Raw genomic sequence first — 16041 nt, forward strand, 5'->3', positions numbered from 1 at the left:
AACAGGACAATCTGGAAGGCACATGGATCAGACCGTCGAAACCGATATCCCGGACTGGGGAACAATCGGAAAGCCCCTGTTTGACAAACCGGATGCACGGGCACTAGCCCGCGTCGGGGTTGTCGATGTCGGGTCGAACTCGGTCCGGATGGTCATTTTCGACGGGGCGGCGCGATCACCGGCCTATTTCTACAATGAAAAGGTCATGTGCGAACTGGGGGCGGGCCTGTCCGAAACCGGACGACTGAACCAGCGTGGCCGCGACCGCGCCCTGTCGGCCCTACGACGGTTCCAGCACCTGGCAATGGATCTGGATTTGCCCGGTTTGCATGTTGTGGCCACCGCTGCTGTGCGCGAAGCCTCGGATGGGCCCGAGTTCTGCGATCAGGTGCAGGCTGAAACCGGTTTGCAGGTGGCGATCATTGACGGTGACGAAGAAGCCCGCCTGTCGGCGCAGGGTGTCTTGTTGGGGTGGCCCGGAGCTTATGGACTGATCTGCGATATCGGCGGGTCGTCGATGGAATTGGCCGAAATCGGCGGTGGTCAGGTCGGCCGCCGCGTGACCTCGCCGCTTGGGCCGTTGAAACTGCGTGACATCAAAGGCGGGCGACGTGCGCGAAAAGCGCATATCAAGGAAACGATGGAGGATCTGCGCAATCAGATGGGTCAGCAGCGGGACCGTTTATTTCTGGTCGGCGGCAGCTGGCGTGCCTTTGCGCGGCTGGACATGCTGCGGCGGGGCTATCCGCTGAACGTGCTGCATGAATACCGCATGACCACCAAGCAGGTGCGCGAGACGATCAAATACATCGAAAAACACGATAGCGAAAAGCTGCGTGCTCAGGCGGGCGTGTCCAGCTCGCGCATGGCGCTTATCCCTTATGCGATGGATGTTCTGGCGCGGCTGATCCGCACGTTCAAACCCAAGGATATCGCCATCTCAAGCTATGGTATCCGCGAGGGCTTGTTGTATGAGCAGATGCCGCAGGAAGTGCGCGACCGCGACCCGCTGATCGAAGCCAGCCGGTTCTCGGAAGCAAAGGACGCCCGCCTGCCCGGATTTGGCAGCAATCTCTATGATTTTGTCATCCCGCTGTTCAGATCCGCACCGCCCAGCAGGGTGCGCCTGATCAAAGCGGCCTGCCTGCTGCATGATGTAAGCTGGCGCGCGCATCCCGATTATCGAGCCGAGGTGTGTTTCGACAACGTCACGCGCGCCAATCTTGGTGGCTTGAAGCACTCCGAGCGTGTCTTCATCGGATTGGCACTGCAACACCGCTATCGCAACAAGCGGGAAGGCAACCGGTTCTCTCGGCTTTACGAGTTGCTGGACGAAAATAGCCAGAAACAGGCCGAGATTCTGGGCAAGGCCATGCGCTTTGGCGCGATGCTGTGGATGCACAACGATGCCAATATGGGGCAGCTCAAGTTTTTCCCCAAGAAGCGAGAGCTGGAACTGTATCTGCCCGAAACCGCTGCCCCCCTGTTTAGCGAAGTGGCTGAAGCCCGGCTGAACGCTTTGGCAGCGGCGCTGAAATCTCAGACTCGCGTGATTGTCAAAGGCTGACTCTTGAGCGGGTCAGATATCCGTGGGTCCTTCGGGCACCTCGATATCTTGCTTTTCGGGCTGAGAAGGCTCTTGGGGCGGTTTTCTGCGGATAATGATATCGCCATTGGGCAGGATCTCGGGTGGTTCATAAACACTCCAGTCCTTGACCTCAGCCGCCAGTTCGGCAAGTGCCGGGCCCATCTGCTGCAAGAATGACTGCATTGCCGGGCCAAGCTCTTCCGCCAGACCCAGCAAGTTTTCCAATGCCGGTTCCATTTCCTTGCGCAGACCTTCGAAAAACAGTTCGGCCCCCTGCTCCATCAGGGATTTTTCATTGTCTTCCTGCGCCATCGCAGGCGCGGCAAGGAACATTGAGATCGTACCGATCAGCAAAATGCGTGTCATACCTGACATATAAGGCCCGTGTGGCGGGCTGGAAAGGTCACAGTTCAATATCCAGCGTGACCGGAAAATGATCAGAGGCCGTCAAAAGCGCCTGCCGCAATTCCTGTTCAGTCCAACAGGCGGCATCCTGAAACGGGTGCCAGATACGCCAGGACGGGCGATATGCTTGCAGGTCCGCGGTAATCATTATGTAATCCAGCAAAGCGTCCAGAAATTTGCCTTCCTCAGGACGGGCAAAGCGCGCAGTGGCAGGCACCGGGCCGGGCCGAAACCTGTAGGCTGTGACGGCGTTCGGATCGAACAATCCGGCTTGCAGCAACACCTCGACCGACGAGCGGCCAAAGAGGTGTTCAAACTCATCCAGCCCGGGGCCATCGTTCAGATCGCCCAGCAAAATGACAGGCTGTTTTTGCGCAACATGCCATTCGACGCGCCGTGCAAGCCAGATCGCTTGCGCCAGCTGCTTGCGGCGATTGGCAATCGAGATCCGGATCGCCTCGTCCCGCGATTCGGCACCGTGCGGTGCCTTGGATTTCAGATGTGCCCCGATCAGGCGGATGTTGTGCCCGGCTTGCGTCGTCACCGCCAGTTCCATCGGCGGTTTGGAGAACCGCACGACGTCCTCGGTCGCATCAATATCGAGGTCGATTTTGAACACGCCATCGAACCGGGGGGCTGCCGTATCTGCAATATCTCCCTTGGGGTCATGGCGAACACTCAGCACCGTTCTGTCATAGAGCAATGCCAGTTCCTGATGTGTGTCGTTTGCATAGCCCATCACCGCATCAGACGTGCGCAAGTCGAACGCTTCGGCAAAGGTTTGCAGGGCCCGAACCGTGTTCTGGCGTCTGCCGGTGTTGGGCGCCTCGACGATTACAATCGCATCAGCGTCAATTGCGGTCAGCACCTTGGCAATCGCTTCGACCTGCTGCGCTTTGGTGACGTCGTGCCTGCCAGACCAGCTGTCATCGACGATCAGCCTGTCTTTCTGGTCAAACAGATTGGCGAACCATTCGATATTATAAGTCGCCAGCCGCATCTGATCAGGCCCGCGCGCCGTTGATTTCATCCCAGGCACGATTGATGTCGATCATCTTTTTTTCGGCCAGCCGGATCGCCTCTTCGGGGACACCCCGGGCCATCATGGCGTCGGGGTGCGTTTCCCGAACCAGCTGCCGCCAGACCTTGCGAATATCGGGCAGCGGCATGTCATGCGGAACGCCCAGTACCGTATAAGGATCGTTTGGCGCATCGGGGACAAAACGCGCCCGCAGTGCTTTGAACTGCGCGTCGGTTTGTCCGAAGATCTGGCTGACATCTTCGAGAAATGCGTTTTCGTTCGGATGATAGAAACCGTCCGCCATCGCAATGTGAAAAAGCCCCTCCATCAAGTCACACAGGGTTGTGCTGTCTTCCGAGAACATGCGTGCGATCTTGCGCGCGTAGTCCTGATATCCCGCCACGTCCGTACGGGCCATGTTGAAGACTCGGGCTGCACCTTCCTCATCTTCGCGCGCAATCTGAAACACGTCGCGAAAGGCGGTGACCTCATCACGGGTCACCTGACCGTCTGCCTTGGCCATTTTGGCACCCAGTGCGATGACCGCAATCGTAAAGGCCACGGACCGCTCCGGTGGCGAGCGTAGTTTTTCAAAAACTGCGGTCAGGCTTTCGCCTTGGGCAAGCGCGCTCAGCGCATCGGATATGCGGGTCCAGATCGACATGACCGCACCCTAGCGTCACAATTCGGGACTGTCAGGTGCAACAGGTCATTCAGCACCAAGAATTTTCTGCATCAGCACAAGGTCCAGCCGCTGGCCGAACTTAAAGCCGACTTCGGGCATCACCCCGACTTTCGAATAGCCAAGTGCGGCATGAAACGCCTCAGCCCCCGGATTGGCCGAGGATATGCCCGCGACCAGAACATGAACGCCTTGGGATTGCGCGATTTCCTCCAGCTCTGACATCAACGCACGTCCCACCCCTTTGCCCCACGCATCCGGTGACAGCTGGATCGTATGTTCGCATGTTTGCGCATAACCGGGCCCGGTTCGGAAAGGGCCATATGTGGCAAAGCCGATAACGTGGCTGTCGTGCTCGGCAACCAGATAACCAGGCACGCGTGCCTTGATATCTTCGGCAATCTGGGCGGCGCTGCGCTCGTCCGTCGTGAAAGTGACCAAAGTGTCCCGGATGATCGCATTGGTGATCCGGGCAATGGCTGGTGCATCTGACGCTGTGGCCGGGCGAATGTTCATTCCAGCACCCGAAGCCCATGAGCTGTCTCGATCTCTGCCTGCAAAGCCGCGGGGCCGGTGTCGAACACCACATGATCCAGTTCACCCAGTTGACGGGCCAGTGTCAGGGCGTCGGGGTGATAGACAACCAGGCGTCGCAACCGGCACGCGCTGTCCTGCAACATGTTTGCTGGGTGCAGGTCGCCTTTCCATTCGATAAGGGCGGGAAACAGATTGTCGAACGGCAAGCGCCCCGTTGGCGGAACCGCCATGCGCCATTGCAACGCGCCGCGGGTCAGGTCGATGGGCTGTCCGGTACCATCTGGGAAGATCGACAGCGTGGCCTCGATATCCTCGACCCGGCATATCCAGTTCGTCAAACGCGGGCCGCCCTGAAAATTGTCCAGATCGAACCATCGCGGCCTGCCCGGAGGTTGCGCCTGCGGATCGATGGCAATCGCTTCGAGATAGAGCCCATCCCTGAGACCCAGCAGCCTGTTATGTGTCCCGAATTTTTCGTGTTTCCCACCGGGTTGCAGCGCAACGCCAAGCGCCTGTTCGATATGCGCAGACGCTTCTTCAAGCGTTTCGCCCGCGACGGCCAGATGATCGAGTAACATGCGCACCCTCCTGCGAAAAACGACCGGCCCCGAAGGGATCCGGTCGCATGTTTTCGCCATTGGCGCGGGATCACAAGAGCTTTCGTTGAAAGTCTTGCCTTGGGTCAGGGCCGTGCTTGGCGGATCAGGCGCAGAATGTCCTGAGCGGCCTCGGGAATGTTGGTGCCCGGACCAAAGATGGCTTTAACCCCGTGGTCATATAGGAACTGGTAATCCTGCTGCGGGATCACCCCGCCACAGATCACGATGATATCGTCGGCCCCTGCTTTCTTCAGCTCTTCCACCAGCTGCGGTGCCAGTGTTTTATGCCCCGCCGCCTGCGAGGAAATGCCGACCACATGCACGTCATTGTCCACCGCGTCCTGCGCGGCCTCGGCAGGTGTCTGGAACAGCGGGCCAACGTCCACATCAAAACCGATATCAGCAAAGGCCGTGGCGATAACCTTGGCACCGCGATCATGCCCGTCCTGCCCCATCTTGACCACCAGCAGACGGGGGCGGCGACCCTCGGCCTCGGCAAAGTCCTCGATGGATTTCTGGATCGCGGCAAAGCCTTCGTCGCCCTCATAAGCAGCACCATAGACACCGGCCAAGGTTTTCACCTCGGCGCGGTGGCGGCCGAATTCTTTCTCCATTGCCATGCTGATCTCTCCTACGGATGCACGGGCGCGGGCGGCTTCGACCGCAGCGGCCAGCAGGTTTCCGCCCTCTTGGGCGGTCTTGGTCAGGGCGTCCAGCGCGGCTTGGCACGCGGCTTCATCACGGGTCGCGCGAATGCGTTCCAGCCGCGCCACCTGCGCCTCGCGAACGGCGACGTTGTCGACATCCAGAATGTCGATCGGGTCTTCCTGTTCCTTGCGGTATTTGTTGACGCCGACGATCACTTCGTCGCCCCGGTCAATCATGGCCTGACGGCGGGCTGCGCTTTCCTCGATGCGCAGCTTGGGCATACCCGAGGCAACGGCCTTGGTCATGCCACCCATTTCCTCGACCTCTTGCATCAGGGCCCAGGCTTTTTCGACCAGTTCATTGGTCAGGCTTTCGACATAGTAAGAACCTGCCAGCGGATCGACCACATCAGTCACACCGGTTTCTTCCTGAAGTACAAGCTGCGTGTTTCGCGCGATGCGGGCCGAGAAATCGGTGGGCAGCGCAATTGCCTCGTCCAGAGCATTTGTATGAAGCGACTGGGTGCCACCCAGAACTGCACTCATCGCTTCATAGGCGGTACGGATGACGTTGTTGTAAGGGTCTTGTTCCTGAAGCGAAACGCCGGAAGTTTGGCAATGGGTGCGTAGCATCTTTGAACGTTCGGACTTTGCCCCAAACTCGGTCATTACCCGGTGCCAGAGCGTGCGTGCGGCGCGCAGTTTGGCGATCTCCATGAAGAAATTCATGCCGATGGCGAAGAAGAACGACAAACGGCCCGCGAACTTGTCCACGTCCATTCCGGCCTCAGTCGCGGCACGGACGTATTCGCGCCCATCGGCCAGCGTATAGGCCAGTTCCTGAACAAGGTTCGCCCCGGCCTCTTGCATGTGATAGCCCGAGATCGAGATCGAGTTGAACTTGGGCATCTCATTCGACGTGTATTCGATGATGTCCGAGATGATCTTCATCGACGGTTCAGGCGGGTAGATATAGGTGTTGCGCACCATGAATTCTTTCAGAATGTCGTTCTGAATGGTGCCGGAAAGGACAGACTTGTCGTGACCCTGTTCTTCACCCGCAACGATGAAACTTGCCAGGATCGGAACAACCGCGCCATTCATGGTCATCGAGACCGAGACCTTGTCCAGCGGGATGCCGTCAAACAGGATCTTCATATCCTCGACACTGTCGATCGCAACGCCTGCCTTACCGACATCGCCAACAACGCGCGGGTGATCACTGTCATAGCCGCGATGTGTCGCCAGATCGAAGGCAACCGAAACGCCTTGCTGGCCTGCTGCCAAGTTGCGTCGGTAAAACGCGTTCGACTCCTCGGCGGTTGAGAAACCCGCATATTGGCGGATCGTCCACGGACGCCCGGCATACATCGTGGCCTTGACACCACGGGTAAACGGTCCAAATCCCGGCAAAGACCCCATATGAGGCAGATCGGCGGTGTCTTCCTGGGTGTAAAGCGGTTTGACCGCGATACCTTCCAGCGTTTCCTTGGTCAGGTCGTCCAACGGACGTCCGCGCAGCTCTTTCTCGGCAAGCGCTTTCCAGTCCTTCGTGTCGGTCATTTCGATTTCCTCTCGTCAATACGGATGGCGGTCGCTGAAAGCGTCCGCGCCAAAGTCCTGCACTTGGCCTGTTCATTCAGGTGCAAGCGCGAAAATGTGGTCACCCGGCGCAAATCGCCGGTCGCAATCGCGGGCACAGGGGCTATATTCGAAAGAACAGGAGGCCACATGACACGCACGCTTGCCTTTGTTTTCTCGGCACTAATCCCTCTGGCTGCCCTAGCGGCAGACGGAACCGCGCCGTCTGATGACAGTTTTGTCCGCCCGGTGGGTGAAAGTGAACTCAGCGAGTTCTTGTGGGTCAAACGCCCCATCGTGGTTTTTGCTGACACGCCTGCCGATCCGCGGTTCCAGCAGCAGATCGATATGCTTGTCGCAGAAGAAGCAGCCATGCGCGACCGCGATGTCATCGTGCTAACAGACACGGACCCGTCTGCCCGGTCCCCGATCCGGACCAAACTGCGGCCGCGTGGTTTCCAGATGGTGTTCGTCGACAAGGACGGTGTGGTCAAATTGCGCAAACCCAGCCCGTGGAGCGTGCGTGAGATTGGCAGATCTATCGACAAGACCCCCCTGCGCGAACGCGAGATTCGCGACCGGCGCGAAGGGGGCTGAATGCTTTCGCCACACCTAATGGCCCCGGCGCGATGCGCCGGGAACGTTGGAATGTATATCGAAAGCGCCAACATGGTCACTCGAACTCGATGATCACGTCGTCCACAGCAAGGCTGTCACCGGGGCCTGCATTGACTTTGGCCACCACGCCCCTCTTTTCGGCACGCAGGATGTTTTCCATCTTCATCGCCTCAATCGTGCAAAGCGCCTGACCTTCCTGCACTTCCTGCCCCACTTCGACATCGACCTTCACGACTAGGCCCGGCATTGGGCAGAGCAGCAACTTCGAGGTATCAGGCGGCAGTTTTTCCGGCATCAGTTTGGCCAGTTCCGCCTGCCGTGGGCGGCGCACATGCACTTTCATGTCAGCGCCCCGGTTGCGAACACGGAACCCGCCCGAGACCTTGCCGATTTTCAGAACCAGCGGGCTGCCATCCACGTCCAGAACCGCCAGCTGATCGCCCGGCGTCCAGTCCGAGGCGACACGCAGGGACGGTCCGTCCTCAAACTTGACCGTTGACCCCTCTTTGTCGGCGTTGACCTGCACGGCGAACTCCTGACCCTGCAATGTCACAACCCAGCGCTTGCCTACTTTGCGTTCGTGATTGTCCATCCGCCCCGACACGCGAGTGCGCCGGATTTCGGCGACGCGGTGCATGGCCGCGCAGGAAGCAGCAATCCGGCGCAGATCAGCTTCGGGCAGCGTGACGCCCTCGAACCCGTCTGGGTATTCTTCAGCGATAAAGGCCGTTGTCATGTCACCGCTGACAAACTTTGGGTGATCCATCACTGCCGACAGGAACGGCAGGTTGTGACCGATGCCTTCCACTTCGAAACTGTCCAGCGCCACGCGCATCGCCTCGATAGCTTTTTCGCGGGACGGCGCCCAGGTGCAGAGTTTGGCGATCATCGGGTCGTAATACATGCTGATCTCGCCGCCTTCGTAGACGCCGGTATCGTTGCGCACGGCGGTTTCGCCTTCTGGTGCTTCACCCTGCCATTTGCCGTTGATCAGCAACGGACCAGCCGCGGTTTCCTGCGGCGGGCGATACCGGGTCAGACGACCGATCGACGGCAGGAAGTTGCGATACGGGTCTTCCGCATACAGACGGTTTTCAATCGCCCAGCCGGTCAGGGTCACGTCATCCTGCGTTATCGAAAGCTTTTCACCCGCTGCGACACGGATCATCTGCTCGACCAGATCGACGCCGGTGATCAGTTCCGTAACAGGGTGTTCCACCTGCAGGCGCGTGTTCATTTCGAGGAAGTAGAAGTTCTTGTCTCCGTCCACGATGAACTCGACCGTACCTGCACTTGCGTAGTTCACGGCCTTGGCCAGAGCGACAGCCTGTTCACCCATCGCCTTGCGGGTTTCGGGATCAAGGAAGGGTGACGGCGCCTCTTCCACCACTTTCTGATTCCGGCGCTGGATCGAGCATTCACGCTCACCCAGGTAAATGCCATTTCCGTGACTGTCGCACAGAACCTGAATTTCGATATGGCGCGGCTGAGTTACGAATTTTTCGATGAAGATCCGGTCATCTCCGAACGAGTTTGCGGCTTCGTTCTTGGACGACTGAAAGCCTTCGCGTGCCTCTTCATCGCTCCACGCGATGCGCATGCCCTTACCACCGCCACCGGCGCTGGCCTTGATCATGACCGGATAACCGATTTCGTTCGAGATCTTGACCGCCTCGTCCGCGTCCTCGATCAGCCCCATGTAACCCGGAACCGTCGAAACTCCGGCCTCCTGTGCGATCTTCTTCGAAGTGATCTTGTCGCCCATGCTTTCGATTGCACCAACAGGGGGACCGACAAAGGCGACACCTTCGGCCTCGAGCGCCTCGGCGAACTTCGAATTTTCCGACAGGAAGCCATAGCCGGGATGAACCGCCTGCGCGCCGCTTTTGCGGATGGCATCCATGACCTTGTCGATCACAATGTAGGACTGGTTCGCCGGGGGCGGACCGATATGCACGGCTTGGTCGGCCATCGACACATGCAACGCGTTCTTGTCCGCGTCCGAATAAATGGCAACGGTGCCGATACCCATCTTGCGGGCGGTCTTGATGACCCGGCAGGCGATCTCGCCCCGATTGGCGATCAGGATCTTATTGAACATGAAACGTCCTTTGGCTTGGTGTTCCGGAAACGCAAAACGCCGCCGCAGGGAACGATCCCCACGACGGCGTGATGCGCGATGATGGCTGAGGCGCCAGGCGCCCCGAAAGATTTGCGTTAGTTACAGGTGTTCTGCGTCTTGCAGTACAGCACGTTGCCCGCTGCGCCGACAGCCGCGCCAAACAGCGGGTCGGCATTGAGGACCGCGGCCCCCACAGCCCCGGCACCGCCGCCGAGGATTGCCTGTTCGCCCGTGGTGTCACCGCACGCGGCCAGACCAGCACAGGTCGCCGCAACAAGGATGAGTTTCGAGAATCGCATTGTGTCTGCCCTTTTAGGTTTCTTGGTTCGTTTAGGGCCAGATGCGCGAAATGCGGCTTGTTATTCAATATCAATGGGGTTGCAGGCAGGTTTTGTGCGGGATTTCGCCACTTTTTGGCTGCGCGGCCCACAAAGAAAAACGCGGACAGGTCTATGTGGGGAACACAAGCCTGCCCGCGCAAGGAAGGGGTACGGAATAGTAGGTGCATGTGCGGCGCAGGCAAAGTAGAGCCGCACGGCCCATTCAGATTGCACGGCACAATCCGTTGGGCAAACACAGTATTGTTTCCCAAGGGCAACTCGGCTGGTTTCTGCCCAAGCCGCAACATGGCGCGCAACTTCGTGCCGACAGCATTCATGGGAATTACCAGCGCGATAGACCCGTTCACCGTCACAGTTTCGTGACGAAAGGGGCCGCTTCCGATGTTTTCTGCGACTGCAACATCACGAATCGCCGCTACTGCACAGGCGAAGGAATTCCCTCGCAGCAGTGCGTTAGATGACAGGTTCAAGACGCCGTGATTCAAGAAGCCGAAAAAGGCACATTTTCTTGAGAAATCAGACGGTTCTATTCTCTTTCTCGTGATTTCCAAAGATTTCTGCTGCGTGAAACGGTCCTTGGGCACACTCGCACTCAAAGGAACACCCACATGACTATGACTAGAAAAAAGGCACTCCTGCTCGCTGCCTCTGCGCTCAGTGTGACTGGCACGTTTGCTTTCGCTCAGGACGCCCAGACCCAGGCTGAACTCGACGCTTTGCGCGCACGGATCGAGGCGCTGGAAGCCGGCAAAAGCAGCCCCGCCAACGGAGATTTCCGCATCGGCAACACCGTTCTGGACATTTACGGATACGTGAAGGCCGATTTCTTTTATGACTTCGACTACGATCAGGGGGATACAGCGTTCGTGAATGTTATCGGCGAACCCTCGGCCGCGACCGACGGCACCTTCGGGGCAACCGTTCGCCAATCTCGGATCGGACTGCGTACCACCACCCCAAGCGGGATCGGTGACATTGGCGGACAGCTTGAGCTTGACCTGTTCGGTTCCGGTGGCACGGCTGAATTGCGCATACGCCATGCCAACATCACCATTGGCGACCAGTTCCTGATCGGTCAGTATTGGACAAACTTCCAACCATTGGACACCTACCCGACCACCGTCGAATTCAACGGCCCGGTGGGTATCGCATTCGCCCGTGTCCCGCAGTTGAGATACACTGGGCAGCTTGGCAGCAATGCACAGTTTGCGGTCTCGATCGAAGAGAACGTGAGCGGGTCGAATTCCGATGATCCCGTCCTGACGGCCTCGGCGGAGTATAACGACGGCACATATATTGCCCGTGGAGCCGTTTTGTACGGCAAAGCCAATTCCGGCAATGTCGAAGTGGATCAGACGGGCTTTACGTTGTCGGGCGGCATTCGCCCCTGGCAAGGTGGATTGTTCCAGGTCAACTACGTCACTGGTGAGGCGCTTGGGCCATACCTGATCGGTCTCGGCGATGCCATTGTCGGAGGACAGGCCAACGATGTGGATGGCTATACCGTGGAATTCAGGCAGGACCTCAGCCCGAAGTTGAACGTTGGCATTTCCTATGGTCGCGAGAGTTATGATCTGCCGACCTCGACCGGCACCCTGTCCTTCACCGAGCTGGAAACGATCCATGTCAACGCGTTCTACAAGGCGACAGACAGTCTGACGCTCAGCGCCGAGTATATCTATGGCGAGCGGAACGACGCGCCCACCGGCAGAACCTTTGATGGCAGCCGTGTTCAGCTTGCGGCGCAGTTGAACTTCTGAGACCACACACAAATCCTGCCCGGTTTCGGGCAGGATCTTCCCGAAACCGGCAGTGATTGGCTTATGTACGGCTGCGAATATCACAATCAGTCCATCCCGTCGATGATGTCCGGGAAGGATGCGCGCGCAGCGTCTACGTCGATGACAAGCAAGGCATCATAGCTGGCCGGATCAAAGGGGTCTTCTGCCGGAATGACTTCGCGCCCGAACAGCCAGCTCAAACGCCCGGCATCCAGATTGCCCCGTTCGAACGGCTGGTCACCGAAATGGGTCCAAAGGGCTTCCATGAACGCAATATCAGCGCGCTTGTCCGCAGGTTTACGATCCCGAAACCGCTCCCGCCGCGTTAACGGTGTAACGCCCTTTGGGTTGGCGCGACGAATGGTGAACTGAAAGTCTGTGCCTGAAAGGCGACCGGGAAAACCACGATGCTTCAGCATGAAAGGCCCCCTTGTGTCATACTTGCAGACAAAAGCAATTCGAGCCCGAAAAGGGATGGGGTCATGATGCGCACCTCCAAAGCCGCACAGTTGGTCTGAGATGCTTTGTACTCATGGATTCCTGCGTTCATGGTCAAAGCCCCTCCCAGATACACTGGGACTGCTCCAGCCGGTAGGCCTCAAAAAACTGGGTCGCATCAGGGGCGGCATCACCAAACTCAACCGGGCGATCGGACAAAGAGATCACGACCCGCGCCGGCTGCAATTCATGCTGCGCGACATATGGAACGGCCAGAATCTGGCACAGGTGCTCCATATCCTTCGACGCCACATCATACCCGATCCGCCCCACTGACGCGCCTATTCTGGGCGCGATGAAGCGAAAGCGCAGCCAAAGCTCGCCAGGATTGTTGTCCAGCAGGACATCGCTCAGTTGCACTGGCTGGCCCGACGGCACCGGCAGCAACGTATCGGTGTCCGCAAAAGCTGGATGGCTGAAGGTGAGAGCAATCAGACAAATGGCGCGGCCCCGGACCCACCAGCGGCGAGCTCCTCCTTCCGGGGTCGCGCGCGCAGTACGATTGGTCTGCGCGGTTCTATGTCTGACGGGTCGGATCATTCTACTATTTGCCGGTTTTTGTCAATTCCGCCTCAATTTGAGGGAGTATTAGCCTCGGAGCCGCTGTGACGGTCAAAGATTGAGCGGGGCAGATCACCCCGCCCCCAGAAGGATCACAGCGGGATATTGTCGTGCTTTTTCCACGGGTTTTTCAGTTGTTTGCCGCGCAAGCTGGCAAATGCCCGGGACACACGTCGGCGGGTCGAATGCGGCATGATCACCTCATCGATGAAGCCGCGCTCGGCTGCCACGAAGGGATTTGCAAATCGGTCTTCGTAATCCTTAGTGCGAGACGCAATCTTGTCCGCATTGTCCAGATCGGCGCGATGAATGATCTCGGTCGCCCCTTTGGCCCCCATGACCGCGATTTCGGCGGTGGGCCAGGCATAGTTGAAATCACCGCGCAAATGCTTGGAGGCCATAACGTCATAAGCACCGCCATAAGCCTTTCGGGTAATCACCGTAACCTTCGGAACGGTCGCCTCACCATAAGCAAAGAGCAACTTGGCCCCATGCTTAATGACACCGCCATATTCCTGGCTTGTTCCCGGAAGGAAGCCAGGAACGTCGACCAGTGTCAGGATCGGGATTTCGAAACAGTCACAGAAGCGTACAAAGCGCGCAGCCTTACGTGACGAGTCGATATCCAGACACCCGGCCAGCACCATCGGCTGATTTGCGACGACGCCAACGGTCTGACCTTCCAACCGGATGAACCCGGTAATGATGTTCTTGGCAAAATCTTCCTGAATTTCATAGAAATCGCCTTCATCCGCTACTTTGGCGATGAGTTCCTTCATGTCGTAGGGGGTGTTCGGATTCTCTGGGATAAGAGTGTCCAGCGAAGCCTCGATCCGGCCGGGTTCGTCAAAGAACGGGCGCACGGGCGGCTTTTCGCGGTTGTTGAGGGGCAGGAAGTCCACCAGGCGCCGCACCTCGGCCAAAGCTTCGACGTCGTTTTCGAACGCGCCATCAGCGACCGAGGATTTCTTGGTATGGGTCGAAGCCCCGCCCAGTTCCTCGGCAGTCACCACTTCGTTAGTTACGGTCTTCACCACATCCGGGCCAGTCACGAACATGTAAGAGGTGTCTTTGACCATGAAGATAAAGTCGGTCATCGCCGGGCTATACACTGCACCACCGGCACAGGGGCCCATGATTACACTGATCTGCGGCACCACGCCCGAAGCCATAATGTTGCGCTGGAACACTTCGGCATAACCTGCCAGCGAAGCCACACCTTCCTGAATGCGCGCGCCGCCCGAATCGTTGATGCCAATCACTGGCGCACCGTTCTGCACCGCCATGTCCATAATCTTGCAGATCTTCTGAGCATGGGTTTCTGACAGCGATCCGCCAAAGACGGTAAAATCCTGGCTGAATACATAAACCATGCGCCCGTTGATCGTGCCCCAGCCGGTGACGACACCGTCACCCGCAGGCTTTTGTTTTTCCATCCCGAAATCGGTGCAGCGGTGGCTGACGAACATGTCAAACTCTTCAAAGCTGCCCTCGTCCAGCAGCAGTTCGATCCGTTCACGCGCGGTCAGCTTGCCGCGTGCGTGCTGGGCATCGATCCGTTTCTGCCCACCCCCCAGACGTGCGTTATCACGACGGGCTTCCAATTCGGAAAGAATGTCTTTCATGACGACTATCCCCTTATTAATTTGCCGGGACCCTACCTGCTTGGGCCGCTCATCCAAAGCTATTTTCGGCAAATTTGCAAAATTTCAGCAACAGTAATTTGGATAACTGCAAAACTGCGAATTTTCACGAGTAATTCTGCGAATGACTGGCAATCCGAAAATCCACGGCTATACATGTGAACCATGCAGTTCAGCTCTGACGCGGTCCACCGGACACCACCCACATTGGCGACGCTTGTTTTACTCTCGGGCCTGTCCGCCCTGAGCATGAACCTGTTTCTGCCCAGCCTGCCAAACATGGCCGAGTATTTCGAAACCGATTACAAGGTCATGCAGCTGTCGATTGCGCTTTATCTGCTGATCAATGCCATTCTGCAAATTCTCATAGGTCCAATAGCGGATCAGGCAGGTAGACGACCGGTTTTGCTTTGGGGCCTAGGCCTGTTCCTGATGGCAACCCTGGGATGCATCTTTGCCCCCAATGCTACGGTTTTTCTGGCGTTCAGGATGTGTCAGGCGGTTGTGGTCGTCGGTATGGTTCTCAGCCGCGCTGCGGTGCGGGATATGTACGATCAGGATCAAGCTGCTTCGATGATCGGTTATGTGACGATGGGCATGGCCGTGGTTCCAATGATTGGCCCTGCCATCGGCGGCTTGCTGGAAGTGAGTTTTGGTTGGAAAGCGAATTTCTGGCTGCCCTTTGCCGTAGGTCTGCTGACTTTGGCACTGACCTATTCGGACTTTGGGGAAACATCAGCAAAAAGCGGTAAAACGCTTGTCCAGCAATTCAAGGAATACCCCGAACTTCTAACCTCGCCACGGTTCTGGGGGTACTCACTGGCTTGCGCCTTCTCTTCGGGTTCGTTTTTCGCCTACCTCGGCGGCGCACCGTTCATTGGCACAGAACTGTTCGGCTTGAGCGCGGCACAGGTTGGCATTTATTTTGGCGCACCTGCGGTTGGGTATTTTGTAGGTAACTTTATGAGTGGGCGGTTTTCAGTACGGTTCGGCGTGAACCGCATGGTGCTGTGGGGAAGCCTGTTCAATGCGTTTGGCGTCGCTGTATCGGCATTGCTGTTTTTAGCGGACCGCGGAACCGCACTTAGTTTCTTTGGGTTCATGACATTTGTGGGCGTCGGCAATGGCATGGTCATCCCCAACGCAACCTCGGGCGCGCTATCAGTGCGCCCTCACCTGGCTGCAACCGCCTCGGGCCTGAGTGGCGCCATCATGTTAGGCGGCGGCGCCGGGCTGAGCGCGCTGGCAGGTGCCTTGCTGACGCGTGAAACCGGCGCGATGCCGCTGCTTTGGCTGATGCTGGCAACAGCCGTTCTGGCGATCGTCGCAATTTCAACTGTCGTACGAAGAGAACGGCAATTGGGGCTGTAACCGCTTGCTCCAATTATTTTGCAAAGTTATCCTCGGCAATTGGAAA

General features: G+C 57.9%; 15 protein-coding genes. 4 read left to right on the top strand and 11 right to left on the bottom strand.

The genetic code is table 11. From position 1 onward, the window contains the following. Positions 1-22: 22 nt before the first annotated feature. A complete protein-coding gene (locus AC2FLZ_RS01045) occupies positions 23-1567 on the top strand; it encodes a Ppx/GppA family phosphatase (RefSeq protein WP_480554054.1) in 1545 nt (514 codons plus the stop codon). Positions 1568-1579: 12 nt separating this feature from the next. Here the strand turns inward: AC2FLZ_RS01045 and AC2FLZ_RS01050 are convergent, their stop codons facing one another. From AC2FLZ_RS01050 to scpA, 6 genes are all read right to left on the bottom strand, one after another. After that, positions 1580-1954 (bottom strand): hypothetical protein, encoded by a 375-nt coding sequence (locus AC2FLZ_RS01050; protein ID WP_480554053.1) that lies wholly within the window; start codon positions 1952-1954, stop codon positions 1580-1582. Positions 1955-1991: 37 nt separating this feature from the next. Then, positions 1992-2993: an endonuclease/exonuclease/phosphatase family protein gene (locus AC2FLZ_RS01055; RefSeq protein ID WP_480554142.1), complete on the bottom strand. Its 1002-nt coding sequence runs from the start codon at positions 2991-2993 to the stop codon at positions 1992-1994. A 4-nt stretch (positions 2994-2997) separates the two neighbouring features. After that, positions 2998-3678, bottom strand: a complete 681-nt coding sequence (locus AC2FLZ_RS01060) for a molecular chaperone DjiA (protein WP_209597848.1) — start codon at positions 3676-3678, stop codon at positions 2998-3000. Between the two features lie 45 nt (positions 3679-3723). Then, complete coding sequence (locus AC2FLZ_RS01065) at positions 3724-4212, bottom strand: GNAT family N-acetyltransferase (protein WP_480516224.1); 489 nt, start codon at positions 4210-4212, stop codon at positions 3724-3726. After that, a complete protein-coding gene (locus AC2FLZ_RS01070) occupies positions 4209-4811 on the bottom strand; it encodes a VOC family protein (RefSeq protein ID WP_480493769.1) in 603 nt (200 codons plus the stop codon). The genes AC2FLZ_RS01065 and AC2FLZ_RS01070 overlap by 4 nt, the downstream gene beginning before the upstream one ends. 104 nt (positions 4812-4915) lie before the next feature. Continuing rightward, the gene (gene scpA, locus AC2FLZ_RS01075) at positions 4916-7042 is read right to left on the bottom strand and encodes a methylmalonyl-CoA mutase (RefSeq protein WP_480554051.1); all 2127 of its coding nucleotides are present in this window, start codon (positions 7040-7042) and stop codon (positions 4916-4918) included. A 168-nt stretch (positions 7043-7210) separates the two neighbouring features. On the opposite strand from scpA, the gene AC2FLZ_RS01080 reads away from it, so the two are divergent. Beyond that, positions 7211-7657, top strand: a complete 447-nt coding sequence (locus AC2FLZ_RS01080) for a DUF4174 domain-containing protein (protein ID WP_480475841.1) — start codon at positions 7211-7213, stop codon at positions 7655-7657. Between the two features lie 76 nt (positions 7658-7733). Here AC2FLZ_RS01080 and AC2FLZ_RS01085 read toward each other — a convergent pair whose 3' ends face one another. Both AC2FLZ_RS01085 and AC2FLZ_RS01090 read right to left on the bottom strand, forming a co-directional pair. Continuing rightward, complete coding sequence (locus AC2FLZ_RS01085) at positions 7734-9779, bottom strand: ATP-binding protein (RefSeq protein ID WP_496881620.1); 2046 nt, start codon at positions 9777-9779, stop codon at positions 7734-7736. A gap of 116 nt (positions 9780-9895) precedes the next feature. Beyond that, positions 9896-10099 (bottom strand): hypothetical protein, encoded by a 204-nt coding sequence (locus tag AC2FLZ_RS01090; RefSeq protein ID WP_480475837.1) that lies wholly within the window; start codon positions 10097-10099, stop codon positions 9896-9898. A 650-nt stretch (positions 10100-10749) separates the two neighbouring features. Between AC2FLZ_RS01090 and AC2FLZ_RS01095 the strand changes: the two genes are divergently transcribed. Then, positions 10750-11901: a DcaP family trimeric outer membrane transporter gene (locus AC2FLZ_RS01095; protein WP_480493766.1), complete on the top strand. Its 1152-nt coding sequence runs from the start codon at positions 10750-10752 to the stop codon at positions 11899-11901. An 86-nt stretch (positions 11902-11987) separates the two neighbouring features. On the opposite strand, the gene AC2FLZ_RS01100 is transcribed toward AC2FLZ_RS01095, so the two are convergent. The 3 genes from AC2FLZ_RS01100 to AC2FLZ_RS01110 form a co-directional block, all read right to left on the bottom strand. Continuing rightward, positions 11988-12341, bottom strand: coding sequence for a hypothetical protein (locus AC2FLZ_RS01100; protein WP_480475833.1), 354 nt, complete (start codon positions 12339-12341; stop codon positions 11988-11990). A 133-nt stretch (positions 12342-12474) separates the two neighbouring features. Beyond that, the gene (locus AC2FLZ_RS01105) at positions 12475-12960 is read right to left on the bottom strand and encodes a DUF6497 family protein (protein WP_480554048.1); all 486 of its coding nucleotides are present in this window, start codon (positions 12958-12960) and stop codon (positions 12475-12477) included. A gap of 113 nt (positions 12961-13073) precedes the next feature. Beyond that, the gene (locus AC2FLZ_RS01110) at positions 13074-14606 is read right to left on the bottom strand and encodes an acyl-CoA carboxylase subunit beta (RefSeq protein WP_480554047.1); all 1533 of its coding nucleotides are present in this window, start codon (positions 14604-14606) and stop codon (positions 13074-13076) included. A gap of 183 nt (positions 14607-14789) precedes the next feature. Between AC2FLZ_RS01110 and AC2FLZ_RS01115 the strand changes: the two genes are divergently transcribed. Then, on the top strand, positions 14790-15995 hold the full coding sequence (locus tag AC2FLZ_RS01115) for a multidrug effflux MFS transporter (protein ID WP_480516214.1): 1206 nt from the start codon (positions 14790-14792) through the stop codon (positions 15993-15995). The last annotated feature ends 46 nt before the right edge of the window (positions 15996-16041 follow it).

Source organism: Ruegeria sp. YKSF131 (assembly GCF_059612645.1).

Excerpts from the sequence above, each read along its gene's own strand:
- AC2FLZ_RS01105 (WP_480554048.1), bottom strand. The coding sequence starts at position 12,960 with ATGATCCGACCCGTCAGACATAGAACCGCGCAGACCAATCGTACTGCG.
- AC2FLZ_RS01055 (WP_480554142.1), bottom strand. The coding sequence starts at position 2,993 with ATGCGGCTGGCGACTTATAATATCGAATGGTTCGCCAATCTGTTTGAC.
- AC2FLZ_RS01065 (WP_480516224.1), bottom strand. The coding sequence starts at position 4,212 with ATGAACATTCGCCCGGCCACAGCGTCAGATGCACCAGCCATTGCCCGG.
- AC2FLZ_RS01085 (WP_496881620.1), bottom strand. The coding sequence starts at position 9,779 with ATGTTCAATAAGATCCTGATCGCCAATCGGGGCGAGATCGCCTGCCGG.
- AC2FLZ_RS01080 (WP_480475841.1), top strand. The coding sequence starts at position 7,211 with ATGACACGCACGCTTGCCTTTGTTTTCTCGGCACTAATCCCTCTGGCT.
- AC2FLZ_RS01095 (WP_480493766.1), top strand. The coding sequence starts at position 10,750 with ATGACTATGACTAGAAAAAAGGCACTCCTGCTCGCTGCCTCTGCGCTC.
- AC2FLZ_RS01100 (WP_480475833.1), bottom strand. The coding sequence starts at position 12,341 with ATGCTGAAGCATCGTGGTTTTCCCGGTCGCCTTTCAGGCACAGACTTT.
- AC2FLZ_RS01050 (WP_480554053.1), bottom strand. The coding sequence starts at position 1,954 with ATGACACGCATTTTGCTGATCGGTACGATCTCAATGTTCCTTGCCGCG.
- AC2FLZ_RS01110 (WP_480554047.1), bottom strand. The coding sequence starts at position 14,606 with ATGAAAGACATTCTTTCCGAATTGGAAGCCCGTCGTGATAACGCACGT.
- AC2FLZ_RS01045 (WP_480554054.1), top strand. The coding sequence starts at position 23 with ATGGATCAGACCGTCGAAACCGATATCCCGGACTGGGGAACAATCGGA.
- scpA (WP_480554051.1), bottom strand. The coding sequence starts at position 7,042 with ATGACCGACACGAAGGACTGGAAAGCGCTTGCCGAGAAAGAGCTGCGC.
- AC2FLZ_RS01060 (WP_209597848.1), bottom strand. The coding sequence starts at position 3,678 with ATGTCGATCTGGACCCGCATATCCGATGCGCTGAGCGCGCTTGCCCAA.
- AC2FLZ_RS01090 (WP_480475837.1), bottom strand. The coding sequence starts at position 10,099 with ATGCGATTCTCGAAACTCATCCTTGTTGCGGCGACCTGTGCTGGTCTG.
- AC2FLZ_RS01115 (WP_480516214.1), top strand. The coding sequence starts at position 14,790 with ATGCAGTTCAGCTCTGACGCGGTCCACCGGACACCACCCACATTGGCG.
- AC2FLZ_RS01070 (WP_480493769.1), bottom strand. The coding sequence starts at position 4,811 with ATGTTACTCGATCATCTGGCCGTCGCGGGCGAAACGCTTGAAGAAGCG.